22 protein-coding genes are annotated in these 24,533 nt (G+C 62.2%); 8 read left to right on the forward strand and 14 right to left on the reverse strand.

All coding sequences use genetic code 11. The annotated features are described in order from the left end of the window. Positions 1–316 precede the first annotated feature (316 nt). A complete protein-coding gene (gene treF, locus P3T40_RS12225; protein ID WP_429268188.1) occupies positions 317–2,065 on the forward strand; it encodes an alpha,alpha-trehalase TreF in 1,749 nt (582 codons plus the stop codon). Positions 2,066–2,188: 123 nt separating this feature from the next. Here treF and katE read toward each other — a convergent pair whose 3' ends face one another. After that, complete coding sequence (gene katE, locus P3T40_RS12230; RefSeq protein WP_429267956.1) at positions 2,189–4,303, reverse strand: catalase HPII; 2,115 nt, start codon at positions 4,301–4,303, stop codon at positions 2,189–2,191. Positions 4,304–4,589: 286 nt separating this feature from the next. Between katE and P3T40_RS12235 the strand changes: the two genes are divergently transcribed. After that, positions 4,590–4,943 carry a hypothetical protein gene (locus tag P3T40_RS12235; protein WP_429267957.1) on the forward strand — a complete coding sequence of 118 codons (354 nt, stop codon included), beginning with the start codon at positions 4,590–4,592 and terminating at the stop codon, positions 4,941–4,943. A 27-nt stretch (positions 4,944–4,970) separates the two neighbouring features. After that, positions 4,971–5,171: a hypothetical protein gene (locus tag P3T40_RS12240; RefSeq protein ID WP_429268189.1), complete on the forward strand. Its 201-nt coding sequence runs from the start codon at positions 4,971–4,973 to the stop codon at positions 5,169–5,171. Between the two features lie 567 nt (positions 5,172–5,738). Here P3T40_RS12240 and P3T40_RS12245 read toward each other — a convergent pair. Then, positions 5,739–6,008 carry a hypothetical protein gene (locus tag P3T40_RS12245; RefSeq protein ID WP_429267958.1) on the reverse strand — a complete coding sequence of 90 codons (270 nt, stop codon included), beginning with the start codon at positions 6,006–6,008 and terminating at the stop codon, positions 5,739–5,741. Between the two features lie 1,364 nt (positions 6,009–7,372). On the opposite strand from P3T40_RS12245, the gene P3T40_RS12250 reads away from it, so the two are divergent. After that, a complete protein-coding gene (locus P3T40_RS12250) occupies positions 7,373–7,855 on the forward strand; it encodes a hypothetical protein (protein WP_429267959.1) in 483 nt (160 codons plus the stop codon). 102 nt (positions 7,856–7,957) lie between these two features. Here P3T40_RS12250 and P3T40_RS12255 read toward each other — a convergent pair whose 3' ends face one another. From P3T40_RS12255 to P3T40_RS12295, 9 genes are all read right to left on the reverse strand, one after another. After that, positions 7,958–8,761 carry a MipA/OmpV family protein gene (locus P3T40_RS12255; protein ID WP_429268190.1) on the reverse strand — a complete coding sequence of 268 codons (804 nt, stop codon included), beginning with the start codon at positions 8,759–8,761 and terminating at the stop codon, positions 7,958–7,960. Positions 8,762–9,239: 478 nt separating this feature from the next. After that, positions 9,240–9,899: a nucleotidyltransferase family protein gene (locus P3T40_RS12260; RefSeq protein ID WP_429267960.1), complete on the reverse strand. Its 660-nt coding sequence runs from the start codon at positions 9,897–9,899 to the stop codon at positions 9,240–9,242. After that, on the reverse strand, positions 9,896–11,017 hold the full coding sequence (locus P3T40_RS12265; RefSeq protein WP_429267961.1) for an XdhC family protein: 1,122 nt from the start codon (positions 11,015–11,017) through the stop codon (positions 9,896–9,898). Before P3T40_RS12265 ends, P3T40_RS12260 begins: the two co-directional genes overlap by 4 nt. Then, positions 11,014–12,219 (reverse strand): vWA domain-containing protein, encoded by a 1,206-nt coding sequence (locus tag P3T40_RS12270; protein ID WP_429267962.1) that lies wholly within the window; start codon positions 12,217–12,219, stop codon positions 11,014–11,016. Before P3T40_RS12270 ends, P3T40_RS12265 begins: the two co-directional genes overlap by 4 nt. After that, entirely contained in the window at positions 12,213–13,106 is an 894-nt protein-coding gene (locus tag P3T40_RS12275) for an AAA family ATPase (RefSeq protein WP_429267963.1), read from the reverse strand. Before P3T40_RS12275 ends, P3T40_RS12270 begins: the two co-directional genes overlap by 7 nt. Positions 13,107–13,120: 14 nt before the next feature. Beyond that, the gene (locus tag P3T40_RS12280) at positions 13,121–13,927 is read right to left on the reverse strand and encodes an SRPBCC family protein (RefSeq protein ID WP_429267964.1); all 807 of its coding nucleotides are present in this window, start codon (positions 13,925–13,927) and stop codon (positions 13,121–13,123) included. A 115-nt stretch (positions 13,928–14,042) separates the two neighbouring features. Further along, positions 14,043–16,454: an aerobic carbon-monoxide dehydrogenase large subunit gene (locus tag P3T40_RS12285; RefSeq protein ID WP_429267965.1), complete on the reverse strand. Its 2,412-nt coding sequence runs from the start codon at positions 16,452–16,454 to the stop codon at positions 14,043–14,045. Positions 16,455–16,470: 16 nt separating this feature from the next. Further along, positions 16,471–17,001 carry a (2Fe-2S)-binding protein gene (locus P3T40_RS12290; protein ID WP_429267966.1) on the reverse strand — a complete coding sequence of 177 codons (531 nt, stop codon included), beginning with the start codon at positions 16,999–17,001 and terminating at the stop codon, positions 16,471–16,473. Between the two features lie 25 nt (positions 17,002–17,026). After that, on the reverse strand, positions 17,027–17,893 hold the full coding sequence (locus P3T40_RS12295; RefSeq protein ID WP_429267967.1) for an FAD binding domain-containing protein: 867 nt from the start codon (positions 17,891–17,893) through the stop codon (positions 17,027–17,029). Positions 17,894–18,271: 378 nt separating this feature from the next. Here P3T40_RS12295 and P3T40_RS12300 point away from each other — a divergent pair, with 378 nt between their 5' ends. Then, positions 18,272–19,096: a LytTR family transcriptional regulator DNA-binding domain-containing protein gene (locus P3T40_RS12300; RefSeq protein ID WP_429267968.1), complete on the forward strand. Its 825-nt coding sequence runs from the start codon at positions 18,272–18,274 to the stop codon at positions 19,094–19,096. 27 nt (positions 19,097–19,123) lie between these two features. Here P3T40_RS12300 and P3T40_RS12305 read toward each other — a convergent pair whose 3' ends face one another. Beyond that, complete coding sequence (locus P3T40_RS12305) at positions 19,124–20,014, reverse strand: LysR family transcriptional regulator (RefSeq protein ID WP_429267969.1); 891 nt, start codon at positions 20,012–20,014, stop codon at positions 19,124–19,126. Between the two features lie 190 nt (positions 20,015–20,204). On the opposite strand from P3T40_RS12305, the gene P3T40_RS12310 reads away from it, so the two are divergent. From P3T40_RS12310 to P3T40_RS12320, 3 genes are all read left to right on the forward strand, one after another. After that, a complete protein-coding gene (locus P3T40_RS12310) occupies positions 20,205–20,930 on the forward strand; it encodes a pirin family protein (protein WP_429267970.1) in 726 nt (241 codons plus the stop codon). A 120-nt stretch (positions 20,931–21,050) separates the two neighbouring features. After that, the gene (locus P3T40_RS12315; protein ID WP_429267971.1) at positions 21,051–21,464 is read left to right on the forward strand and encodes a DoxX family protein; all 414 of its coding nucleotides are present in this window, start codon (positions 21,051–21,053) and stop codon (positions 21,462–21,464) included. A 301-nt stretch (positions 21,465–21,765) separates the two neighbouring features. Next, positions 21,766–21,921, forward strand: a complete 156-nt coding sequence (locus P3T40_RS12320; RefSeq protein WP_429267972.1) for a hypothetical protein — start codon at positions 21,766–21,768, stop codon at positions 21,919–21,921. A 189-nt stretch (positions 21,922–22,110) separates the two neighbouring features. Here the strand turns inward: P3T40_RS12320 and ahpF are convergent, their stop codons facing one another. Both ahpF and ahpC read right to left on the reverse strand, forming a co-directional pair. Beyond that, positions 22,111–23,712: an alkyl hydroperoxide reductase subunit F gene (gene ahpF, locus P3T40_RS12325; RefSeq protein ID WP_429267973.1), complete on the reverse strand. Its 1,602-nt coding sequence runs from the start codon at positions 23,710–23,712 to the stop codon at positions 22,111–22,113. 168 nt (positions 23,713–23,880) lie between these two features. Next, positions 23,881–24,444, reverse strand: a complete 564-nt coding sequence (gene ahpC / locus P3T40_RS12330; protein WP_074295264.1) for an alkyl hydroperoxide reductase subunit C — start codon at positions 24,442–24,444, stop codon at positions 23,881–23,883. Between the last annotated feature and the right edge of the window lie 89 nt (positions 24,445–24,533).

The raw sequence follows: 24,533 nt of genomic DNA on the forward strand, positions 1-24,533 counted from the left end.
CGGTTTGCCTTCTCGCCGCGCGATGGCCACGTATCATACAGCGACTGTACCCGTTCGATCCATGCACATTGCTTATCGGAAGCATGCAAAGCCGTTGAATCGGATAGGTCTGCTCAGCAAGCGGCGTGCCCGGTCCTCTGCACCGGAATGCCAATCCGCGTCGTTCACTGAGGAACGTAACTTGCTGCCCAAATCCTCCGTTTTTGACTCTCGCCTCCGCGCGTCGCTCATGCCCAATCGCCCTCGCCGCACGCCCCGCTATCTCCGTTCCTCCGTTGCAGCGCTATTGGCTTGCCATATCGCATTCAGTCATGCGATGCCGCCGGAGACACCGCTCGCCTCGTTGCCCGCGACCGCCAGTGCGGCCCTCGGTTCAGCGCCGCGGCAGCCCAATGGGGTTGCGAAACAGCCAGGCATATCAGCAGGCACGCATGCCAATCCTCACGCCCAGCCATCACCGGTGGCCCCGGTGCCGCCGTCCGAGGCGTATGGCGATCTTTACCGGGACGTTGAACTGGCGCACCTGTTTCCCGACAGCAAGACGTTCGCCGACATGGTGCCCAACGCGCCGCCACCGCAAATCGTAGCAGCCTATACAAGCGCCCGGCAGCAGCCTGACTTCAACCTGGCCGCGTTCGTCCGCCAGTACTTCGTCACACCGCAGCACACGGTGAAGCCTTATGTGTCCGATCCCAATCAGGACGTGGTGGGCCATATCGACACGTTGTGGGACGTGCTGCGCCGCGACCCGGACGCGAGCGCGAGCCCCTGGTCATCGTTACTGCCGCTGCCGGATCCCTACATCGTGCCGGGCGGCCGCTTCGACGAAATCTATTATTGGGACTCGTACTTCATCATGCTCGGTCTCGAGCAAAGCGGCCGGCACGATCTGGTCGTGGACGAGCTGCAGAACTTTGCGACCTTGATCAATCGCTACGGTCACGTTCCGAACGGCAATCGCACCTACTATCTGAGCCGCTCGCAGCCGCCGTTCTTTGCGCAGATGGTGGCACTCGTCGCCGAAAAGGATGGCGAAAAGACCTACCTGCAATATTTGCCCGAGCTGCAGCAGGAATACACGTACTGGATGGAGGGTAGCAACCAGCTGGCGGCGGGACATGCGTACCGTCATCTGGTGCGGCTCGCCGACGGCACCTTGCTGAACCGCTATTGGGATGAGCGCGACGTGCCCCGCGACGAGTCTTATCGCGAGGACGTGACGACCGCCAGGGAGACGCCGCAACGCGACTCCGCCGACCTGTGGCGCAATCTGCGCGCAGGCGGCGAAACCGGCTGGGATTTCAGCTCGCGCTGGTTCGGCGACGGCAAGAACCTGGCATCGATCGAGGTGACCTCGCTCGTGCCGGTCGATCTGAATTGCCTGCTTTACCAACTCGAGCGGACGCTCGCGCATGCCTATCGCCTGAAGGGTGACGTGACGCGCGCGGAGAATCTGGAGCAGCGTGCGAAGGAGCGCGCCGATGCCATCCGCCGCGTGCTGTGGGATCCGCGCCTGCAGGCGTTCAGCGACTTCGATTTCACGCATCATCAGTTGGCGCTCCGCCTTACCGCCGCGACGGCGTACCCGCTCTATGCGGGCGTGGCGGACAAGCAGCAGGCGCATGCCGTCGCCCAAACCCTGCAGCGCGGGCTGCTTCGACCGGGCGGATTGGCAACCACCCAGGTCAGAACCGGGCAGCAATGGGACGAGCCGAATGGATGGGCACCGCTTCAATATATTGCGGTCACGGGGTTGCGCCGTTATGGCGAGGCGGCGCTGGCGCAGACGATCGCCACGCGCTGGATCCGCACCAACGTCGCGTATTACCAGCACACCGGCAAGCTCGTCGAAAAATATGATGTGGACGCGAGTACCGTTGGGGTGTCGGCCGGTGGTGGCGAGTATCCGCTGCAGGACGGTTTCGGCTGGACGAATGGCGTGTTGCGGGTGCTGCTTGTGCTGTATCCGGATGCGGTTAACGTATCCGCCAGCCGGCCGGCGGATATTCCGGCAGGACCAGTTGGGGTGTCGGAGGCGGCGTCCGCTGCTGCTGCGGCGCATTAAAGCGCACTGAAGGGCGCGGCCGGTCGCACTTTGCGGCACGGCCGGGTGCACTCTGCGGCCCATCGAGGGCGTCTTCGGGTCGTTGCTTCCGCACCCGGCGCCCTCTGCCCTACTCGTCGTGGCTCATGCCGGCACCGACTCCGCCTGCGCCTGACGCGACCACACCCGATGCTGCTCCGCCGCCGCGACGAACGCCTTCACGACCTCGGCGATCTGCTTGTCGTCGCCGGTCGCCACGCCATCCGCGTCGGCCGGCAGGTGCGCCGCATCCAGCACGTCGCGGCCCGCGCCGAGCGCTGCGATCGCTTTCAGGTGCTTAAAGGCTTCGAGCACGAAGTGCCACGCGTCTCCCGATTGCGCAAGCGCCTTCGCGCCGGCCTCGCCGCCGACAACCACGATCGCGTCGAACATGATCGACGGCATCCCGGCAATCGTCGCATCGGGCTGCAGATTGCCGATTGCCGCGAGCGTCGGTGCGACCAGCAGCGGCGTGGCGCCTTCGTCCCGCAGCGCTTTCTGCAGCTTGCCAATTGCCGCTGCGTCCGAGCCGGGCGCTGCCAGCAAGGCAATCTTGCAGGTCTTGATGCCGGGCTTCGCACGGTTGAGCAGGCTCAAGGCCGGTGAGGTCTCCGGCTTCGCTGTAGCTGGCGTCTTGCCCTTCTTCGGCGCAGGCAGGCCGAGCCCGGTCGCGACTTCGGCCGCCAGACCAGCATCGAAGTTAGCGAGAATCTCGTTGACGACGCGCTCGCGAATCTCCGGCTTCGTCACCTTGCCAAGTTCGAACTGGTAAGCCGCGCTGATGTGGGCCTTCTCGACCTCGGACATGCTGCGATAGAACAGCGCCGCCTGCGAGAAGTGATCGGCGAACGATTCGCTGCGCACGCGGATCTTGGTGCCGTCGACGCGCTCGTGATAGGTCTCGAAGCCGCCGTCAGACGCCGCGGGATCGGTTTCCTTCGGCCAGCCGCCGTTCAGCGAATTCGGTTCATACGACGCTTGCCCGACGTTGATTGCCTGACGATGCATCGCATCGCGCTGGTTGTTCTGAAACGGGCACACCGGGCGGTTGATCGGAATCTCGTGGAAATTCGGTCCGCCGAGGCGGCTGATCTGCGTATCCGTGTAGGAGAAGAGCCGTCCCTGCAGCAGCGGATCGTTGCTGAAATCGATGCCAGGCACGACGTGCCCCGGATGGAACGCCACCTGTTCGGTTTCGGCGAAAAAATTGTCGGGGTTCCGGTTCAGCGTCATCTTGCCGATGATTTGCACCGGTACCAGTTCTTCTGGAATCAGCTTGGTCGGATCGAGCAGGTCGAAGGTGAAGCTGCTTTCATCCTGCTCTTCGATGATCTGCACACCGAGTTCGAATTCCGGAAAGTCGCCGCGCTCGATGGCTTCCCACAGGTCGCGTCGATGAAAGTCGGGGTCCTTGCCGGCGAGTTTTTGCGCTTCATCCCACAACAGCGAGTAGGAGCCGAGCACGGGACGCCAGTGAAACTTGACGAAACGCGCCTTGCCCGCGGCGTTGACGAAACGGAACGTGTGAATGCCGAAGCCTTCCATGGTGCGCAGGCTGCGCGGAATCGCACGGTCCGACATGGTCCACAGCACCATGTGCGCCGATTCGGGCACGAGCGAGACGAAATCCCAAAACGTATCGTGCGCGGAGCCGCCCGTCGGCATTTCATTGGGCGCTTCCGGTTTGACTGCGTGGACGAAGTCCGGAAACTTGATGGCGTCCTGAATGAAGAAGACCGGCATGTTGTTGCCCACCAGGTCGTAATTGCCTTCCTGCGTGTAGAACTTGACGGCGAAACCGCGCACGTCGCGCACGGTATCGGCCGAGCCGCGCGGCCCCTGCACCGTCGAAAAACGCACATAGACCGGTGTCTGCACTGCGGGGTCCTGCAGGAATGCGGCCTTGGTGTACTCGCTCATCGGCTTGTAGACCTGGAACACGCCATGGGCGGCCGAACCGCGCGCATGCACGATGCGCTCGGGGATGCGTTCGTGGTCGAAATGCGTGATCTTTTCACGCATGATGAAATCTTCGAGCAGCGAGGGGCCGCGCGGACCGGCGCGCAGCGTGTTCTGGTTATCGGCGATCTTCACGCCCTGATTGGTCCTGAGCGCTTCGCCATCAGGCCGCGAGCGAAACTGTTCGAGATCTTTGGATTTGGAATCGGTGCCCGCGGGGGCATTGCCTGCGGTCTGTCGGGTATTCGATTTACCTGCCATGGAAAGACTCCTTGCGTTCGGCGCCGCCAAGCGACACGTTGGCCTGGCGCCAGGTTGACAAGCAGCAAGCGGTGTTCCCAAGGGCGCGGATGGTTTGGTACCAAGGGAAAGTCGTAGATTGCACAAATACCTGTATGAATGTACAGTACTATTCACCTGTTTCCTTGCCGTGAACACGCGACGGCTACTTCTGCGAAAACCGTGACGGCTCGTGCGTGGGAACTGGCGCGAGTTGCCGGCACAGGTCACGCGCCGGGCGAACACCGGTTATATCTATGGAGAAGACATGCTGCGATTGTTGAGCGCGGGCGCGGCGTTGCTCGTGGTGGCATCCACTGCGACTGCCGGTGAGCACTACGTGGAAGTCTGGAATCCGCCGGAAGCGCGCATCGGGCAGCCCGCGGGTAAAGGAAAACCCAAGGTGGGAAAAACGGCACTGCTATCGCGCGGCATGGGCAAGGTTGCGACACGCCGCATCGCGGATCCATTGGCTAAAGCTTCGGCAGGGAAACATGTCGCAAGCGACGGTGCAAGGAAAGCCACGAACCCGCGCTTTATCGACATTCCCCGCATCCTGACGCCCGAAGGCAATGTGCTGCAGGTCGGCACCGGACACACGTCCGTCTATGTGCTGCGATGATGCAAGCGTTTGACCTACAGTAGCTTAATGGAATCCGAAATCTATCAGGGCTATGCGATCTGGGGTCACGCCATCGTTCAAGGCGACGGATACGCGGCCAGCGGCACCATCACCCGGGGCAGCAAGCTCGTGGAAGGGTCGGGTGTGCTCGGGACATTCGAGACCGACGAAGAGGCCCGGTTGGCCGGCCTCGACTGGGCTCGGGCCTGGGTCGATAGTCACGGGTGAATAGTCACCATTTGGTTGCGGCTTGGTTGCCGCTTATTCACCGCTTCGTCACCACTTAATCACCGCTGAAACGAGCCCGCGTGGAATCGGGCTCGCACGCGGGCTTGTGACGATGCGCTTGCCACCTGTCAAACCAGACCATGATTGTCCCGTTGGTCGGCGACTGTCCGGTTCGCGGCATCTAACGTCCTATAGGCTGATGGGAGCGTGCTTTGCAAACCGGCATCCGCAGACGGTTGCGAAGTAATCGCCTTCACCCCGTTCTGGATGGTAGGTGCGGCGACGTAAGGGACGAATGCTGCGATGGCAACGACAAAGACGAAAGTAAACATGGCTGCCAGCCTCTCGATTTCCAGGGTTGGGGGATCCCCGCGAAGGACATCTCGCCGAGGCATTTCGGTCCACCGCCTGGCAATGGCGAACATCCGAGGACTGCATGTTTCGCCCAAGGCCACTGCGTCCACTACCCGCGTAAGGATGGCCGGCACGCGCCACCCAGCGCTTCGACTTTTTGCCGATATCTCTACTGCAATCCCTTCCGATTTTAGACGTGAATAGAAGCTGGCGTTAGCGCGGCACCATTGCAAAGGTCTTCTGGCCCGAGTACCCCATGAAGTTGTCGATCAGCAGCAGCAGGTCTGCCTCGTCGGGTTGCGTACCCCATCGGCTATGGCCCGAACTCGACGCTATAGCGAACCACGAATGTGGCGGAAACCATTCGGCGTGCACAGCGTGCTCGCCGATGATACGCAGGCGTCCGGTATCGCAGAGATACTCGGCGCGAACGGTTTCCCCGTCCACCACTTTGCTAGCAGTAATAGGTGCGGACTCAAACATGATGTCCTCCCGTTTTATGGACCTTCTCCCTCCAGACGCGCGACTGCCCTCCTCTGTACTCGAACGATTCAAACGAGCCCACTGCTGGCAGCGTGTTTTTAGCAGCCATCGGGGCAAGCCTGGGTAATCGTGCGAGCGCCTCGCGCATCGCTGTAGAAGGCAAGTTTTGTGCCGATTTGGTCAACTGCCCGATACACGGGCTTTTGCTCAAACATCAGTTTTAACGGCTGCATGCTTGTGTGGCGAAACGCGTCGCGTCATGCGCCAAATCGAGCACGTCAGCACCGCTTCGGTGCGGATCGAGGGTGCGGGACACACAGAGTATTCATCTGATGTCATTTAATACGGTGTACAGATCAATTTACAAACGAGCAAAGGGCCGTAATTTCAAACTGTATAGCCTCCGCCTTCCCGCGCGCTTGATCTGTACAAAGCACGGCCCGACACTGCCATCAGTAGGCGGATCGCCTGTGCCAATCGTCTGCGCAATTCGTTCAATACATCAGGGAAATCGCCCGCAAGGCACGCACAGCGTTAGCTGGCATCTCACGCTCCCGCCGCCTCTGGCACCGCTTCGTGTCCCTGCAATCCTGCGCGACGTGCCTATTGGCCGCTGCGGAAACGCGGCGTGGCGACCTCGCCGGCGTCGCCAAGGCAAGCAATTCGCCGAACTGCACGGCCAAGTCCCCTCGTTTCGCCGGATCGTGCTCGTTTCTTTCTCTTTACACTGGTTTTCATGGGCACGACGAATCACTGAGCCCATACGCGGTCTTCCCCCGCGTTGTATTGACCGTACCTGTAGAGCAGTTCCGTAGAGCAGTTCCGGTAGTGGCCGTAGAAAAACGCAGTCCATTCAAGCGATACGCAGTAAGCAGCAGGTCTCAGGCAGTTGAACCAGGCAGTGGGTATCACGCAACACGCCGTAACGAGTAAAGCAGTCTGTAGCAGGCATTTGCAGTAACCGAAGCACCCAAAAGCGCTTCTCGCATCACATGAAATAAAAGCAACAGGGGTTTGCAGCAAAGCGAAGGTGAAGGACCACGTTTCAAGCAGTATCGAAGTGCAACAGCGTTGTTTTGATGGGAAACACGTCGGCAAGCTCCACGCGCCTGTACGACTCTTCCATCCTGTCCGGCCCTGTCCCTCGCGGGACGGGGCTTTTTTTTCGGCCATCGCTATCCTCATCCGCGAACCATGTTTTCGTAACAGACTTTTTCAGCGCGCCGCAGTTTAAGCCTATCTTAATTGTTGCTTGCGATCATGCTGACAGGACGCATATCAGAGGTTGCTTTTACCCGCCGGTGCAACGCATACAAGTAAGTTCGGTGGCGGGCCGAGCGTTACAGAACGAGGTTGAAACCGTCATGCCCAACAAATCGCCAAGCCGCAAACGCAACCAGCCTGCCATGTCGCCGCTGTTGCGCGCCCTCACTTTCAGCCGGGCTGCGCACGAACCGGTGACGCAGGCCATGCTCCTGCAGTGCTACACCGCCATCGATGCGTTCAAGCGCGGTCATGGCTCGCGGGATCTGTTTATGACCCTTGGCCGCCATTTTCTGGTGTCGGAAGAACTCTGCCGTCTCGGACTCCAGCCTGAGGGTCTGGAGTACGTCGAGAGCGCGCACGCCGCCATGGTCCAGCTCGACGTCACCGAGCATCAGGCCGGTGGCTGGACACTCGGCGAGAACGAATATCTGCGCCTGTGCGCCGCGCTTTCGATTCTGGATGGCCAACTGTCTGCTGCATCGCTCGAAATGATCGCTCGGGCAGAGGCGCGCATGGTGGAAGGCCTGCTTCGAGCGGGACAAAGACAGGCCGTTGCCGAAGCGCCGACAACGGTCTGCTAGGCCGGCCCCGTCGCGCGCAGTGTGCCGAGGCAACAAGCCGGGTCACTGTGCACAGGCTCCCGTTGGCACCCGCGCACAGCAAGCTGAGTCAGGCAAGCCGACTCAGAACTGATAGTTGATCGACAGATCCAGCACGCCGTTCGACGCCCGCTGCGTGATCGGACTGCGCGCCGCGCTGCCGACCAGCTGTTCGAGCGCGAAGTCGCATGCGGCAAACCAGTGTTTCTGGAAAAACCAGATCGCACTGACGCCGAAGCCCGCAGACTTGAGGCCGGCGCTCGCGTGATAGGCGGCGTATTGGGAATCCGCGGCCTGCGCGTCGCTGACACCGAACCAGCTGTTCATGTACTTCGAATCCGCGAACGTCAGGCTTGGGCCGGCAAACCAGAAGAATGTTTTCGAGCTGCCCGGCAGCGGCATATACGCGCCAATATCGCCGATCCAGCCGTTGGAGCCGCCGAAACTGCGACGGATGTCGGCGCGTAGCACCAGCGGGAAGTCCTTGGACACGACGTAATCGGCCGCCAGCTTCAGTTCCGGTGCAGGGTTGATGTTGCCGAGGCCGTGCAGATGCTCGTCATCGTCCTGGCCGCGCCGTCCGAGATCGTAGGCGGCGGCAAGACTGATCCGCCAGTTCTGGCCCTGCGCCACGTTGGCGCCGAAGCCTTCGCCTGTCGAGGCGAAGTACAAGTCGCTATAGCGGATGTCGACGCTCGGACCACCTTCGAAGTGGTATCGGTCCGCGCCGTCATAGCGCGGCTGAAAGGCCGCGGCGGCGCCGACCGCGACCTGCCACGTGGGGATTTGCGGCTCCATCAGTTTTTCCAGCGGGACGCCCGCGGAATACTGCCACTCCTGCAGCGGCGCCGGCGTTTGCGCCTTGGCCGGGGCCGGCATAACAGCCATGCCTGCGACAGCGGCGACGGCCAACCACGGCGCCACGGCTGTTGTCTTGTGGTCGCGGCAGCGGATTATTTGCGTTATACGTCTGTTCGACACCCATCCTCCGATCGCGTTGGCTGCGAATGAATTGATTGCCCGCCATCCGAATTGCGCGTGAGGCTGTAAAGGCTGCCACGCAGACATGCCTGGGCATGTAATTTCTTCAGCGGCGAGTACGTGTGGGTCAGGCGCTGGCTGGGTTCAGCCTGGGTTCATTGTCGCGTTCTCACGAAACACCTGCTTTCTCGCGGTCCCATTCTCCATACGACTGACCCCTCGCAGGCTGGTCCTTCGCAATAACCGGGCCTGATCGGTGATCGGACTGATCGGTGGTGCGCTCGCGGAGACGGCGGAGTACGTGCGCAACGAGGCAACACGCGAGCGGATGCGGCACGCATTGAATGTACGCGCGCCGCGCTTCGGAGGCAAAGACTCGAATGATCTAGCGTGCGAGGACAGACGGCGATTCGGCGAGGCGCGCCAGAATCCGCTCGTAGTCGTTGGGCGTATCCATATCGGTTGTAAACCGGTCGTGGACGGCCTCGTGGATAACGACCTCGTCGGGATGCTCGGCAATCAGCTTGCGACACCCCGGATTGATGTGGCCGCTGATCACCTCGGCGGCATAACTCACGGAGAACGCCACCGGATTTCCCCGCTGCCCGTTAAACGCGGGGACCAGGATCGATCCGCGCGGCATGGCGGCGTAGGCGTCGATCAGCTCGCGGTAATCCTCGGCGGTAAGCAGCACCTGATCGGCAAGGCAGACCAGAACGATGTCGCAAGGCGCTGCCAGTCCGGCCACGCCGGCGGCCACCGAGGTCATCTGGCCTTCTTCGTAGCGTGGATTCGGCTGGAAACGGACCGGCAAACCATCGAGCGCTTCCATCACGGCTCGTCCGCGAAAGCCGGTCACCACGACGATTTCTGTCGGCCCAGCGGCAGCCAGCGCACTTACCGTGCGTCGCACCGCCGGCTCTCCACCGAGCGGCAGCAGCAACTTGTGCTGCCCCTGCATTCTCGACGACATGCCGGCGGCCAGCACGACCGCGGAGAAAACAGGAGTTTGCGGGGCCGCACCACTGCTCCATGGAGCGTTCATGTTTTCTCCAACGGTTCGGTCGGCTCTGCCGGTTCAGCGGGTACGTCGGCCGGCGCCGCCGCCAGATATTTCTCCGGCGAGCGTTCGAACTCGATCTTGCAACCGTCGCAACAGAAATAGACGCGCTGTCCGCCCCAGTCGATCACGTGCCGCGCCGAAGCGATGTCCACTGCCATACCGCACACCGGGTTGACGTAGCGTGCGCTGACAGCCCGCGGCTCGACCGATGCCATCGCTTCGCACGGCGGCAAATCCGGCACCACCTCGCCGCTCGCTGGGGACGAACTCTCTGCCAGCGCCGCTGCCTCTTCCAGTTCACGGCGCAGCATCACCAGTCCGGCAACCGCTCCCAACGCAATCTCCTGTGGCGTATGAGCGTGGATCGACGGTCCGGCGGGGGCATGCAGCGCCGCAAGACGCTGTGCGCCAATGCCACGCGCTTGCATCGTCTCGCGCAGCTTGTCCGCCTTGCGACGACTCGCGACCAGCAACACGCCCATCGCCTCGCTGCGTAACGCGGCTTCGAGCGCGTCCTCGTCGTTGTCGCCCTGGGTGGCGACAAGGATCAGTTGCGGCTTGACGCTGTCGAACGCGGTGGCGTCGTAACCTTGCATGACGTGCCGCAGCGAGAGGCCCGCGAACGGCGCACTCACCGTGGCCGCAGCGCTCACGCGCAGGCCGACGCGCTGCGCCAGCGCGCACGCCTCGAGGGCGGTGGGCGTGGAACCCAGCACGAGGATTGACGGCGCGGGCACGGTCGGCTGGATGAACAGTTCGAGGGCGCCGTTGCTCGCACACGGCATCGCATGCGTTTCGATCCCCGCCTCGCTATCGGCCTCTACGTCGGCCTCCGACACGCCCGGCTGGTTGCTGATACGCACGCGCTTAGGCTGCCCCGTGCGGATCGCCTGCTGCGCCGCCTGAATCACGATCCCCCGTGAACAACCGCCGCCTATCCAGCCATGCAGTTCGCCGTTACCGTCGATCAGGGCCTGTGCTCCAACCCATGCAGAGGTAGGCGGCCCGGCGCGGATCACGGTGGCCACCGCGAACGGCTCGGACAGGTCGATGAGCCGTTGCTCGAGTTTCAGGAGGGTATCGGAGATATCAGTGTTCATTGCAGGGCGGATAGCACTTGGGGCAGCACCCGTTCGAGACTCGCCAGGTCGCGGGCGCCGGCCAACAGATCGATATATGGGAGCGCAGCCTGCATGCCGGCGCTCGCCGGGGTGAAATCGGCACGGCTCGCGAGCGGGTTGAGCCACACCAGACAGCGGCAACGGCGCCGCATCGCGGCGAGCGATTGCTGCAGGCGTTCGGGGTCCCCGGCGTCATAGCCATCGCTGACCACTACTACAGCGGTGCGTGAGTGCAGCAGTTTCGCTGCGTACTGCTGATTGAATTCGCCGAGGCTGTCGCCGATGCGCGTGCCTCCCGCCCACCCTGCAGACAAAAGCTGCAAGCGTTCCTGGGAGCGCCACGGGTCGGGGTCGCGCAACGCCTGTTCGATGCCCACAAGGCGTGTATGGAAAATAAAGCAGTGCACGTCCGACACCCGCGCGCTCAGCACCCGCGCGAGCCGCAGATAGAAAAAGCTGTACAGGCTCATCGAACGGCTCACATCCAGCAGCAGCACGATGCGCGGCCGCTGGCGGCGTTTGCGCCGCCAGCCGAGTTCGAGCGGCATGCCGCCGCGCGAGACGCTGCGACGGATCGTCCACGCCATATCGACGACGCGCCCGCTGTTGGCGCGCTGTTCGCGGCGCAACTGGATACCCTGCAAGCGTTGGGCGAAGCGGCGGATCGCATCGTCGATCGCGAATAATTCGTCGGGCTGGTTCAGATGCCGGAAGTCCGCATGCGCGAGCGATGCTTCAACGGAAGCGCCCTGCTCGGCCGTCTTGCCTGGCACCTGATCCGGATCGGCCGCACCGGGGCCGTCGCGGCCAAGGGGCGTGCCTTCGCTTGCGTCGCGGCGCCCAGCAGTGTCGCCGGTTTCAATGCGGCCCGCGCCGCCCGCTTTGGATTCGCCCAACTTGCGGCGATTCGGGGCAAGAAAATACGCCTCGAATAAGGCGTCGAAACGACGCCACTCCTCAGCCCGCGAACACAGCAAAGCGCGCAGGCTCCAGCGCAACAGCTCGCTATCAAGTTGCCCCATCCGTTGCGCCACCTCCAGCGACGCGGCCACGTCACTCGAGGTCACGTGAAAATCGTTCGCGCGCAGCCAGCCGGCAAAGCCCGTATAACGCGCTACGAGCGCGTCTTCGAGGCTCGCCGGCGGCGCGTGGCCGGTGGCGCTGGGGATTCCGGTCAACATGACGCCACCAGTCTTTCGACGACAGGCCGCGTCATGCCCGCCTGATCCTCGCGCGTCTTCACGAGGGCCGAGAGCGAATCCATGATCCGCTCCACACCGTCTTCGTCGAGCGCGCTCACGCCCAGCCGGAGCAAGGCGGCGACCCAGTCGAGTGTTTCCGCGAGCCCCGGCTTTTTCTGCAGGTCCATCTGACGCACCGACTGCACGAATTCGACCATCTGCCGCGCCAGCTTCTCCGGCACCTCCGGCACCTGGGTGCGCACGATCAGCAGTTCCTTGTCGAAGCCCGGATAGTCGACGTACTGGTAGAGACAGCGGCGCCGCAACGCATCCGAGATCTCGCGGGTGCCGTTCGAGGTGAGAATCACGAAGGGCCGTTCGGTAGCGCGGATCACGCCGAGCTCCGGTATCGACATCTGGAAGTCGGACAGCAGCTCCAGCAGATAGGCCTCGAAGGCTTCATCCGTGCGGTCGATTTCATCGATCAGCAAGACTGGTGCGGGTGTGGTCGTGATCGCTTCGAGCAGCGGTCGTTTGAGCAGATAGCGCTCGGAGAAGATGTCCTGCTCCTTGTCGTGAACCGGCCGCGAATCCTGCTCCAGCAATTTGATTGCCAGCAACTGGTGCTGATAATTCCATTCGTAGAGCGCCGAGTGGGCGTCCAGTCCTTCGTAGCACTGCAGACGAATGAGCCGCGTGTCGAGCAATCTGGCGAGCGCCTTCGCGACTTCGGTCTTGCCTACGCCGGCTTCGCCTTCGAGCAAGAGCGGGCGGCGCATTTCCATTGTCAGCAACAGCGTGGCCGCAAAGCTGCGCTCGGCGATGAAGCCGTGCTGTTCCAGCCGCTGCTGCAGGCTGACGACATCGCTCATTCGGTCGGTCGCCATGGCGGTCTCGATAGTCAAACCGTCTTGTGCGAGAACAGCCCGCGCAGCCAGTCGCGCAAGATGGCCCATGCCATTGCGAGGCCGTTTAGCTCGGCGGGTGGCGCGGTAGGTTCGGGCATCGTGGCGGGGCGCGCGGAGGGCGCGGCGGCAGCCTTCGCGGCGCCCGTCGCAGTGGTAGCGGCAGTCGCGGTGGTAGTGGTAGTGTGCATACCCGCCGAGGCGGCCGCGGGCATGGCAGTTGCCGGATCGGCGGATGCGGCGCTGCAGGCGCTCGCATCGCTGGCGCTCGAAGCCGACGCGGTAGCCCCGACCGTGGGCGTGTTGATGGCCCCGGCTGCGTCCGCTCCCTCCCCGGCCGCTTCCATCTGCTGCGCCTGCAATCGCGCCGCAAAATTCGCCACAAACTGCTTGAGCATCTGGTCCGCCACCGGCCCCATCAGCCGGCCGCCTAAAGAAGCGGCCTTGCCGCTCATCGTGACTTCGCTCTTGCCCGCCAGTTCGCAGGTGTCACCGGTGGCCCTCACAGCAGCGGTCAGATCCATCGACGCCGCCGAGGTGCCTGTGGCATCGGAGCCTTTTCCGACCATATGCAGGCTGCGTGTCGCGGTATCGAGATTCAACACCTCGATCTCACCTTTGAACGCCATCGTCGCCGGCCCTAGCCGCACGGTGATCGCGCCTTTGTAATGGGTCTCGTCGATGCGTTCGGTAATCTTCGCGCCCGGCATACAGCCGGCGACGGTTTCGATGTCCTGCAACAGCAGCCATGCACTTTCCGCCGTGCCGGCGAGTGGAAATACCTTATCGAGTGCGACTTTCATCCCAGCATCCTTTTCTAGTGCGGTGCGGCGCAACCCGGTTCATCAAAAACCTGGTACTGCAGAGCGACCCCGCACGAGCTCAATTACCCAACAGCAGGAACCGACCCGCGCCGCGCTACTGCCTCGTCAGTCCGAGCGCGCGGCATTGCTGCCAGACGCGCCAGGCGTTATGAGGCATGTTCATATGCGTGACGCCGAGGTGTGCGAACGCATCGACCATCGCCGACGTAAAGCACGGGATCGAGCCGACGTGCGGCGACTCCGCCACGCCCTTGGCGCCGATCGGATGATGCGGCGATGGCGTCACGGTGAAATCGGTCTCCCAATGCGGCGTTTCTACCGAGGTCGGCACGAAGTAATCGAGCAGCGTCGCGCCGAGCAGATTGCCGGCTTCGTCGTATGGCATCTCCTGCCCCATCGCGACCGCAAAGCCTTCGGTCAGGCCACCATGAATCTGCCCTTCGATAATCATCGGATTGATGCGCGTACCGCAGTCGTCGAGCGCATAGAAGCGGCGCACGCGGGTTTCGCCGGTATAGCGGTTCACTTCGAGCACGCACACATAGGCGCCGAACGGAAACGTGAAGTTGGGCGGATCGTAGTAGTCGACTGCCTCGAGGCCCATTTCCATACCCTCTGGCACGTTGTTGTACGCGGCCCAGGCTACTTCCTTGATGGTCTTGAACTGCTCGGGCGAGCCCTTCAGCACGAAGCGGTCGAGATCGAACTCCACATCGCCTGGACTCGCCTCGAGCAGATGCGCCGCGATCTGCCGGGCTTTCTCGCGAATCTTGCGCGAGGCACGGGCCACGGCGGCGCCCGCCACCGGCGTCGAACGCGAGCCGTAAGTGCCGAGGCCATAGGGCGCGGTCGAGGTATCGCCTTCTTCGACGGTAATCACCGAGGCCGGAATGCCGGCCTCGGACGCGATGATCTGCGCGTAAGTGGTCTGATGGCCCTGCCCTTGCGTGATCGTGCCCATCCGCGCGATGGCCGAGCCATCCGGGTGCACCCGAATCTCACAGGAATCGAACATGCCGACGCCGAGGATGTCGCACATCTTCGACGGTCCGGCGCCCACGATCTCCGTGAAATTCACCACGCCGATCCCCATCAGCCACTCCGCGTTGGGGTCGGCTCGTCGCGCGGCCTGCTCGGCGCGCAGCGCCGGATAGTCGACTGCGGCCAGCACTTTCTTCAAGGCCGGCTCGTAATCGCCCGAATCGTATTCGAGCCCGAGCGGCGTCGTATAGGGGAACTGGTCCTTGCGAATGAAGTTGCGCAGACGGATTTCGACCTTGTCCATGCCGAGTTTCTGGGCCAGCACGTCGACCATCCGCTCGATCAGATACACCGCCTCGGTCACGCGGAACGAGCAACGGTAGGCGACGCCGCCCGGAAACTTGTTGGTATAGACGCCGTCGACCGAGACGAACGCGTTGGGAATTGCGTACGAGCCGGTGCAGACATGGAACATGCCGGCCGGCCACTTGGTCGGATCGGCGCAGGCGTCGAACGCGCCGTGGTCGGCCGTCACATGGACGCGCAGCGCCTTGATGCGGCCGTCGCTATCCGCGGCCAGTTCGCCTGTCATCAAGTAGTCGCGCGCAAAAGCAGTACTACTGAGATTTTCCGAGCGTGACTCGATCCACTTGACCGGCCGCCCCAGCACGATGGAAGCGACAATCGACACGACATAGCCCGGATACACGCCAACCTTATTGCCGAAGCCGCCGCCGATATCCGGCGAAATGATGCGAATTTTCGACTCCGGTATCGCGGACAGCAGGCCCACCACGGTACGCACCACATGCGGCGCCTGCGAAGTGATATACACCGTCAGATCGCCGCGCACCTTGTCGAATGAGGCCACACAGCCGCAGGTTTCCAGCGGACAGGGATGCACGCGCGGATAGAGCATCTCCTGCTTGACGGTGACGTCGGCGTGATCGAAGACGCGGTCGGTCTTGTCCTTGTCGCCGATGTTCCAGGTAAAGATGTGATTCGGATGACGGCGCGCGCCATGCGCACCAGTCTGCTTGTCGCGGATGTCTTCGCGGATCACCGGCGCGTCCGGTGCGAGCGCCGCCAGTGGATCGACCACCGCAGGCAGTTCTTCGTATTCCACTTCGACCAGTTCTGCCGCGTCTGCCGCCACATAGCGGTCGTCGGCAACGACGAAGGCCACCTCCTGATTCTGGAAGCAGACCTTTTCGTCGGCCAGCACGGCCTGCACGTCGCCGGCCAGCGTCGGCATCCAGTGCAGCTTGAGCGGCTTCAGGTCGTCCGCAGTGAGCACCGCGTGCACGCCCGGATGGGCGAGCGCACGAGACTTGTCGATCTTCTTCACGCGGGCATGTGCATACGGACTGCGTACCATCACGCCGAACAGCATGCCCGGCATCTTGATGTCGTCGACGTAGGTGCCTTTGCCCTGAATGAAGCGCGGATCTTCACGGCGCTTGCGGGAGCAGCCCATCCCTTCCAGCGCGGCAAGACGATCGAGATTGGCATCGAGGTTTCCCATGGCGTATCTCCGGTCGTCAATGGTGATCTGCGGTTTCCGCTGCCATCAGCGGATGCGATGTTTCCACAGCTTCACCTCGCAGCTTGCGCGCTGCGTACTGCACTGCCTTCACAATGTTCTGATAGCCCGTACAGCGGCACAGGTTGCCCGCCATCCAGTAGCGGATTTCTTCTTCACTCGGATTGGGGTTCTCCTGCAGCAGGCGATACGCTCGCATCAGCATGCCGGGCGTACAGAAGCCGCATTGCAGGCCATGCTCCTGCGTGAAGCCTTCCTGCAAGGCATGGAGCTCGCCGCCTTGCGCCAGTCCTTCGACGGTCATGACCTCCGCCCCTTCGGCCTGCACCGTCAGCATCGTGCAGGACTTGACCGACATGCCGTCGAAATCCACCGTGCACGCGCCGCAATGCGACGTTTCGCAGCCGATATGTGGGCCGGTATGGAGGCATTTTTCGCGCAGCGTGTGAATCAGCAACTCGCGCGACTCGACCACTACATCGGTTTCCTTGCCGTTCAGCTTGAACGACACCATGATTTTTCTGCTCATGCCGTGTTCTCCAGGACTCGTGGTTTCAGTGTGCCGCTCGCGCATAGGCAGTAGTCAGTGCGCGCCGCGTCATTTCGCCCGCCATCGCGGTCTTGTAGTCGAGGTCGCCGCGCAGATCGGCCACCGGCGCGCACACGCTCATCGCCAGACGTGCGGCCTCGGCGATGCTGGCTTCATTAACCGGCTTGCCGCGTAGCGATTGCTCGGCATCGGTCGCGCGGATGGCCGTTTCGGCGACATTGGTCAGCGCAATGCGCACCTCACTGACCGTTGCTCCGCTCATCCTTAAAGTTACCGCTGTCGCTGCGGTCGCGAAGTCACCGGTCTTGCGCTTGAGTTTGGCGTAGCAATAGCCGGTGCCCGCCGCCGGTGTCGGGATACGGATCTCCGTCATGATCTCGCCGGGTTCCAGCAGCGTCGTATAGGTACCGACAAAGAAACCGTCCGCCGGCACGACCCGCTCGCCGCGCTCGCTCGCCAGAACGAAGGACGCATCGAGCGCGATCATCAGCGCCGGATGGTCGTTGCCCGGATCGCCGTGCGAGATGTCGCCGCCGAGTGTGCCGCGATAGCGCACCTGTGGATCCGAAATCTGCCGCGCGCCTTCGACCAGCAACGGGCAGCGCGTTTGCAGCAACTCCGACCAGATCAGCTCGTTCTCGGTGGTCATGGCGCCGATACGGATTTCGCCGTCCACCTCGCGAATCCCCTTTAACTCGCTCAGCTTGCCCAGGTCGATCAGATGCTCCGGTTCGGCAAAGCGCAGCTTCATCATCGGCAACAGACTGTGGCCGCCGGCAAGCAGCTTGGCGCCTTCGCCGTGTTCGTTGAGTAGCGCGATAGCTTCCGGCAAGCTGCGTGGAACGTGGTATTCGAATGGTCGTGGGATCACACCGGCCTCCTTTTTTGTCATCCGCCTGGGAGCGGGAGTGTCATGGCCCCGTGATCGAGCATTTCACAATGCAACGCAGCAATTCAACGCGATTTCACGAACGGCGGCACGCGTGCGTCAACTACCGGAAAACGTACATGAAAGCCGAAGCGCGTCAGACGATAAGGCGCACGCGTACGGTGGTGCGCCGAGGTTGGCAAATGGAATACCCGCTTCATAATCTACTTCCGGCACGCTGCACCACGCCGACGCCGTTTTCCCGAACGGCGGGTTTACCTGCGTGAATGACCCGGAAATTTGCGCGAAAATGGCTCAGGACAGATGCGGAGCCCATGCGCCATCGCGCCTGGACACGCCCCATGAGGGCATGGAGACCGTATGAAACCGCTTGAACACGCCACACCAACGGCGTCTGAGTCGCGTCGCAGCGAGACCTTCCAGCACAAGCTGGAACAGTTCAATCCGGGCATGGTTTGGCTCGACGAGCAGGGATACGTCACCGCCTTCAACGACGTGGCGCTGCAGATTCTCGGGCCCGCCGGCGAACAGTCGCTCGGGGTCAAGCAGGACATGCTGTTCGGCATCGACGTGGTGCAGCTGCACCCGGAGAAAAGCCGCGACAAGCTGCGCTTTTTGCTGCACTCGCGCGATGCCGGCGGCTGCCCCGTCAAATCGCCGCCGCCGGTGGCGATGATGATCAACATCCCGGACCGCATCCTGATGATCAAGGTCTCGAAGATGAGCAACTCGAGCGGTGCCTGTGGCACCTGCATGATCTTCTACGACGTGACCGACCTGACCACCGAGCCGTCAAGGCCGGAGGCGGGCGAATCCGGTGCCCCGGGTGCTCCCTTTGCGCAGCCTCGGCGCCTGTTCAAGATCCCGGTGTACCGGGGCAACCGCGTGATTCTGATTGACCTGAAAGACATCGTACGTTTTCAGGGCGACGGCCATTACACGACCATCGTCACGAAGGACGACCGCTACCTGTCCAATCTGTCGCTCGCCGACCTCGAACTTCGGCTCGACAGCAGCATCTACCTGCGTGTGCATCGCAGCCATATCGTGAGCCTGCCGTACGCCGTGGAGCTGGCTAAGTCAGACGAAAGCGTCAATCTCGTGATGGATGACGCCGAGCAGACCCAGGTGCCGGTCAGTCGCTCGAAGACGGCGCATCTGAAGGAGTTGCTCGGGGTGGTTTAACGCTGCCACGCCGCTTTCCTGACGCCTTCACGCAGCCAGTGTCTTGGCCAGTTGCTCGCGCAAGAAGCCCGTGAACGCCTGGATGGTCGTCGAGCTCTGGCGGTGCTGCGGATAGACCGCATAGAGCGCCGACGCGCGCGGCAGGAACGGCTCCAGCACGGAGACGAGTTGCCCGGCTTTGAGCGCAGCAGAAACGATGAAATCCGGCAGCCGCGCAATGCCGAGCCCGGCGATGGCGGCATCGCGAATCAACTCGCCGTTGTTCGCACGCAGCGGCCCATGCACCTCGACGGCCTTTTGCACCCCGTCCACTACGAGGTCCCAGCTCCCCGGGCCGCCGTGTCCATACAGCAGACAGGCGTGACGCTCCAGATCGGCCGGTGCGGCAGGCGTGCCGCGCCGCCGCAGATACTGCGGACTGCAACAGGCCACCATCCGCACCTCGGCCAGCTTTTGCGCGATCAGCGTAGAGTCGGCCAGTGTGCCGATCCGGATTGCCATATCGAAGCCCTCGCCGACCACGTCGACGGTGCGATCGCTCAGTTCCATATCGAAGCGCACGTCCGGATGCTTTTTCAGGAACATCGCCACCAGCGGCGAGAGATGCACCATGCCGAACGACATCGGCGCGCTCACCCGCAGCAAACCATGCGGTGCCGCGCGGCGCAGCGACATGGCCTGTTCCGCCTCTGCCACCTCGCCGAGAATGCGCTTTGCGCGTTCGTAGAACTCCTGACCAAGCTCGGTGACCGCCAGCTTACGCGTATTGCGGATCAGAAGCCGCACGCCGAGCGCTTCCTCCAGCGCCATCACGCGCCGGCTGACCAACTGCTTCGAGAGCGACAGGCGGTTGGCCGCGCTCGTGAAATTGTGCGCGTCGACCGTGGCGACAAAGATCCGCATGTCATCGAGTTGCATCGCATTCACCTCTCTCTGGTGACCTGATTGCCCACCTGGCTGCCCGCTTGCCTTTCGGCGCCATTGTCTACTCCACCGTGACAGTGTTTCCGATTAAGCCTCGATTATAAGCACATTGATTGACGTACACTGCTGTTCATGGATCACGGACGACAATCCTCGCCGGATCGCACAATCAAGGAGATACAACATGCTCGATATCAGACACGCCAATCAACGCGGCCGCGCGGAGCACGGCTGGCTCAGTTCGCGTCATACGTTTTCCTTCGCCAGCTACCACGACCCGAAGCAGAACGGCTTTTCGGACCTGCTGGTGATCAACGACGACCGCGTCGCCCCATCGCAAGGTTTCGGCAAGCATCCGCACCGGGACATGGAAATTTTCTCGTACGTGCTGGAAGGCGCGCTGGAACACAAGGACACCATGGGCACCGGTTCGGTGATCGTGCCCGGCGACATCCAGTTGATGAGTGCAGGCACAGGCGTCGCCCATAGCGAGTACAACCACTCGAAGGCGGAGCCCGTGCATTTCCTGCAGATCTGGATTGCGCCGGCAGCCAAAGGCACGCCGCCGCGGTATCAGCAAAGCCACTTCGGCACAGCGGAAAAGCGCGGCAAGCTGCGCCTCGTGATTTCGCCGGACGGAGCGAACGAGTCGCTGTTGGTGCAGCAGGATACCCGTGTCTATGCAGGTCTGTTCGACGGCGACGAAACCGACCGGGTGGAACTGGCGGCTGACCGCTACGCCTATGTCCACGTGGCACGCGGCAGCGTCACGGTGAACGGTGTGGCGCTGGGCGAAGGCGACGGCGTGCGGGTCCGCAACGAACAGGTCCTGACGTTCGCGCAGGGCCACGACGCCGAAGTGCTGGTGTTCGACCTGCGCAACATCGAAATGTCGGAACTGTGGGCCTGAACAGGCCCTGATGGAAAGATCCGCCGCAGAGGTTTGCGGCGGATCTTATCCACAACTTACGTCTGGAACCCCGATTTATCTAAATTCGCAATCCTCAACAAGAATTCACTGGAGCCAATCATGCGCTATACCCTGTTTGAAAATCGCAAGGACGAACTGATCCTCGTTTCCCGCATTTTGCTGATGGTGTTGTTCGTGCTGTTCGGCTGGTCGAAGCTGACCGGCTTCTCGGGCACCGTGGCCTATATGACGCAGACCGGCGCACCCATGCCGGAGGTATCGGCGATCATCGCGGTGGTGATGGAATTCGTCGTAGGCGTCGCCATCGTGGTCGGCTTCTATACCCGTCCGCTGGCAGTAATCCTCGCGCTCTATACGTTCGGCACGGCACTGATCGCTCACCATTACTGGACCATGAGCGGTATGGAGCAGTACGTCAACATGATCAACTTCTACAAGAACGTCAGCATTATCGGTGGCTTGCTGCTGTTGAGCGTGACCGGTCCTGGCAAATACTCCATCGACAGGAAGTAATGCCGGTACGGCGCCGCTCAGTCACGCGGTTGTTCGAAGTGGCGGTTTGAATGCGGGCGTAACCGAAGGCGCGAATTGCCTCGGTTATTGCCCGCTGTTCGCATCATCGCGAGACGTTTTGCTCAACTACGATGGTTCTGTGGCTTTCAGCGAAGCCACCTCCAATACGTAGCCCCGTTCGTGAATCGTGAATATGAGCTCCTGTTTGACAGGATGGCTCGAGCGAGATGGGAATGCAGTCTGCACGCCGCTTAATCAGGGGACGGCCGTGGATATTGTGAAAATTGCCAGGACAGCGGGCTTGCAGATTCTGCTCGATGCCCGGATCGGCCGCGAAACCTATCACAGCGTAAGCGGATCGCTCTCCTCGTTGCAACGTTTTGCCGATGCGGTGTGTGCCGCGATGGCAGATGAATTTGCTGCGCGCAGCGAACAACCCGAGCGTCACGAAGCGTAATAGCCCGGCACGGCCATACGACATCGTCGGGTAGCGTCACCTCATTCGCGCGGCCCGTCAAACGGCCGCCTTGCCGACGGCGAGTTGGTGAAAAACAACGAAGCCCGCACATAGGCGGGCTTGGTTGTGATGCAACAGGCGGCGGTTGTGTGCAGCCGGGTTACATCCGCCGTCCGTCAAGAGCAGAATTTAGCTCTCTGCGAGCGCAGCTTCTTCCTCGGCTTTGACTTCCACTTCATCATCCGCGCTGCTGCGAATCAGATGATCGAACGCGGCGAGCGAGGCCTTCGCGCCCTCGCCCACGGCGATGACGATCTGCTTGAACGGCACCGTCGTCACGTCGCCGGCGGCGAACACGCCCGGCACCGAGGTCGCACCGCGAGCATCGACCACGATCTCGCCGTGCTTCGACAGTTCGACTGTGCCCTTCAGCCACTCGGTGTTCGGCACGAGACCGATCTGCACGAACACGCCTTCCAGTTCGACCTTCTTCGTCTCGCCCGAACGCAGATCCTTATAGACGAGGCCGTTGACCTTCTTGCCGTCGCCAGTGATCTCGGTGGTCTGCGCCTGCGTCACGATCGTGACGTTGGCGAGGCTGCGCAGCTTGCGTTGCAGCACTTCGTCGGCACGCAGTTGCGCGCCGAATTCGAATAGCGTCACTTCTCGCACGATGCCGGCCAGATCGATTGCCGCTTCGACGCCCGAATTGCCGCCGCCGATCACCGCGACGCGCTTGCCCTTGAACAGCGGGCCGTCGCAATGCGGGCAGTAAGCCACGCCGTGATTGCGGTACTCGCGCTCTCCCGGCACGTTGATTTCACGCCAGCGCGCACCGGTGGCGAGCACGATGGTTTTCGCCTTCAGCACCGCGCCATTCGCGAGATGCACTTCGTTGATGCGGCCCGGGATCAGCGCTTCGGCGCGCTGTACGTCCATGATGTCGACTTCATAGCTCTTTACGTGCTGCTCGAGCGCCGTGGCGAACTTCGGTCCTTCGGTCTCCTGAACAGAAACGAAATTTTCAATAGCGAGCGTGTCGAGCACCTGGCCGCCGAAGCGTTCCGCGACGACGCCCGTCGAAATACCCTTGCGTGCCGAGTAGATCGCTGCGGCCGCGGCTGCGGGGCCGCCACCGACGATCAGCATGTCGTACACCGGCTTGTTCGCCAGTTCTTTTGCCGCACGCGCGCCGGCACCGGTATCGAGCTTGGCGAGAATTTCCTTCACGCCGCTGCGGCCCTGGCCGAACACTTCGCCGTTCAGGAACATCGTCGGCACGGCCATGATCTGGCGTGCTTCGACTTCGTTCTGGAACACCGCGCCGTCAATCGCCACGTGGCGGATGCGCGGGTTGATGAGTGCCATCACGTTCAGCGCCTGGACGACTTCCGGGCAGTTCTGGCATGACAGCGAGAAATAGGTTTCAAACTGATAGTCGCCGTCGAGCTCGCGGATCTGTTCGATCACCGCGTCGTCGAGCTTGATCGGGTGGCCGCCCACCTGCAGCAACGCGAGAACCAGCGAGGTGAATTCATGCCCCATCGGGATGCCGGCGAAGCGGATGCCCGTGTCTTTACCCGGCTCGCCGATCGAAAACGACGGCTTACGTTGGTCGTCGCCGCGCCGTTCGATCACCGTCACGCGCTCCGACAGCGACGCGATGTCCTCGAGCAACGCCAGCAGCTCTTGCGATTTGGCGCTGTCGTCGAGCGAGGCGACGATCTGGATCGGCCGGCTGACCTTTTCCAGGTACGATTTCAACTGAGTCTTGAGATTGGCGTCCAGCATGGTTGTTCGAATTCCGTGACGAGAGTTGGGGCTCCGGGCGCCACCGCAGGGCGTGGCGAGGAGGCGTGCGGACCGCATGCATGAGATTGCATGACGCGGTCCGCACCAGAGAGACGCCCGCGAGAGGCGCGTGATGCGATACAGCTAGCCTGAGCTAAGCGCGCTTGCTTAGATCTTGCCGACCAGGTCCAGCGACGGGGTCAGCGTTTCAGCGCCCGGCGTCCACTTGGCGGGGCAAACTTCACCCGGGTGTGCCGCGATGTATTGCGCTGCCTGAACCTTACGCAGCAGTTCGCCGGCGTCACGACCAATGCCGTTGTCGTGGACTTCGCACAGCTTGATCTCGCCTTCCGGGTTGATCACGAACGTGCCACGCAGGGCCATGCCTTCTTCTTCGATCAGCACGTCGAAGTTGCGCGAGATGGCCAGCGTCGGATCAGCGATCATCGGGTACTGGATCTTCTGGATCGTGTCCGACGTGTCGTGCCATGCCTTGTGGGTGAAGTGCGTATCGGTCGAGACGCTGTAGATTTCCACGCCGAGCTTCTTGAATTCGGCGTAACGATCGGCCAGGTCGCCCAGTTCGGTCGGGCAAACGAACGTGAAGTCAGCCGGGTAAAACACGAACACGGACCACTTGCCCTTGAGGCTTTCTTCCGTCACGGTCTGGAAGTCGCCATTGTGGTAAGCGGTTGCCTTGAAGGGTTTGACTTGGCTGTTGATGATCGGCATTTGCTGCGTCCTCTTTGTTACGTGGTTGAGAAAGTGAGGAGAGTATGTCTAGAAACACTTAATAGCAAAAGTTGATTGTTTATATCATC

Source organism: Paraburkholderia sp. EB58 (assembly GCF_050436665.1).
Classification (GTDB): domain Bacteria; phylum Pseudomonadota; class Gammaproteobacteria; order Burkholderiales; family Burkholderiaceae; genus Paraburkholderia.

What these genes read in the sequence shown, in the direction of transcription:
- treF (WP_429268188.1), top strand. Translation starts at nt 317, where the DNA reads ATGCCGCCGGAGACACCGCTCGCCTCGTTGCCCGCGACCGCCAGTGCG.
- katE (WP_429267956.1), bottom strand. Translation starts at nt 4,303, where the DNA reads ATGGCAGGTAAATCGAATACCCGACAGACCGCAGGCAATGCCCCCGCG.
- P3T40_RS12235 (WP_429267957.1), top strand. Translation starts at nt 4,590, where the DNA reads ATGCTGCGATTGTTGAGCGCGGGCGCGGCGTTGCTCGTGGTGGCATCC.
- P3T40_RS12240 (WP_429268189.1), top strand. Translation starts at nt 4,971, where the DNA reads ATGGAATCCGAAATCTATCAGGGCTATGCGATCTGGGGTCACGCCATC.
- P3T40_RS12245 (WP_429267958.1), bottom strand. Translation starts at nt 6,008, where the DNA reads ATGTTTGAGTCCGCACCTATTACTGCTAGCAAAGTGGTGGACGGGGAA.
- P3T40_RS12250 (WP_429267959.1), top strand. Translation starts at nt 7,373, where the DNA reads ATGCCCAACAAATCGCCAAGCCGCAAACGCAACCAGCCTGCCATGTCG.
- P3T40_RS12255 (WP_429268190.1), bottom strand. Translation starts at nt 8,761, where the DNA reads ATGGCTGTTATGCCGGCCCCGGCCAAGGCGCAAACGCCGGCGCCGCTG.
- P3T40_RS12260 (WP_429267960.1), bottom strand. Translation starts at nt 9,899, where the DNA reads ATGAACGCTCCATGGAGCAGTGGTGCGGCCCCGCAAACTCCTGTTTTC.
- P3T40_RS12265 (WP_429267961.1), bottom strand. Translation starts at nt 11,017, where the DNA reads ATGAACACTGATATCTCCGATACCCTCCTGAAACTCGAGCAACGGCTC.
- P3T40_RS12270 (WP_429267962.1), bottom strand. Translation starts at nt 12,219, where the DNA reads ATGTTGACCGGAATCCCCAGCGCCACCGGCCACGCGCCGCCGGCGAGC.
- P3T40_RS12275 (WP_429267963.1), bottom strand. Translation starts at nt 13,106, where the DNA reads ATGGCGACCGACCGAATGAGCGATGTCGTCAGCCTGCAGCAGCGGCTG.
- P3T40_RS12280 (WP_429267964.1), bottom strand. Translation starts at nt 13,927, where the DNA reads ATGAAAGTCGCACTCGATAAGGTATTTCCACTCGCCGGCACGGCGGAA.
- P3T40_RS12285 (WP_429267965.1), bottom strand. Translation starts at nt 16,454, where the DNA reads ATGGGAAACCTCGATGCCAATCTCGATCGTCTTGCCGCGCTGGAAGGG.
- P3T40_RS12290 (WP_429267966.1), bottom strand. Translation starts at nt 17,001, where the DNA reads ATGAGCAGAAAAATCATGGTGTCGTTCAAGCTGAACGGCAAGGAAACC.
- P3T40_RS12300 (WP_429267968.1), top strand. Translation starts at nt 18,272, where the DNA reads ATGAAACCGCTTGAACACGCCACACCAACGGCGTCTGAGTCGCGTCGC.
- P3T40_RS12305 (WP_429267969.1), bottom strand. Translation starts at nt 20,014, where the DNA reads ATGCAACTCGATGACATGCGGATCTTTGTCGCCACGGTCGACGCGCAC.
- P3T40_RS12310 (WP_429267970.1), top strand. Translation starts at nt 20,205, where the DNA reads ATGCTCGATATCAGACACGCCAATCAACGCGGCCGCGCGGAGCACGGC.
- P3T40_RS12315 (WP_429267971.1), top strand. Translation starts at nt 21,051, where the DNA reads ATGCGCTATACCCTGTTTGAAAATCGCAAGGACGAACTGATCCTCGTT.
- ahpF (WP_429267973.1), bottom strand. Translation starts at nt 23,712, where the DNA reads ATGCTGGACGCCAATCTCAAGACTCAGTTGAAATCGTACCTGGAAAAG.
- ahpC (WP_074295264.1), bottom strand. Translation starts at nt 24,444, where the DNA reads ATGCCGATCATCAACAGCCAAGTCAAACCCTTCAAGGCAACCGCTTAC.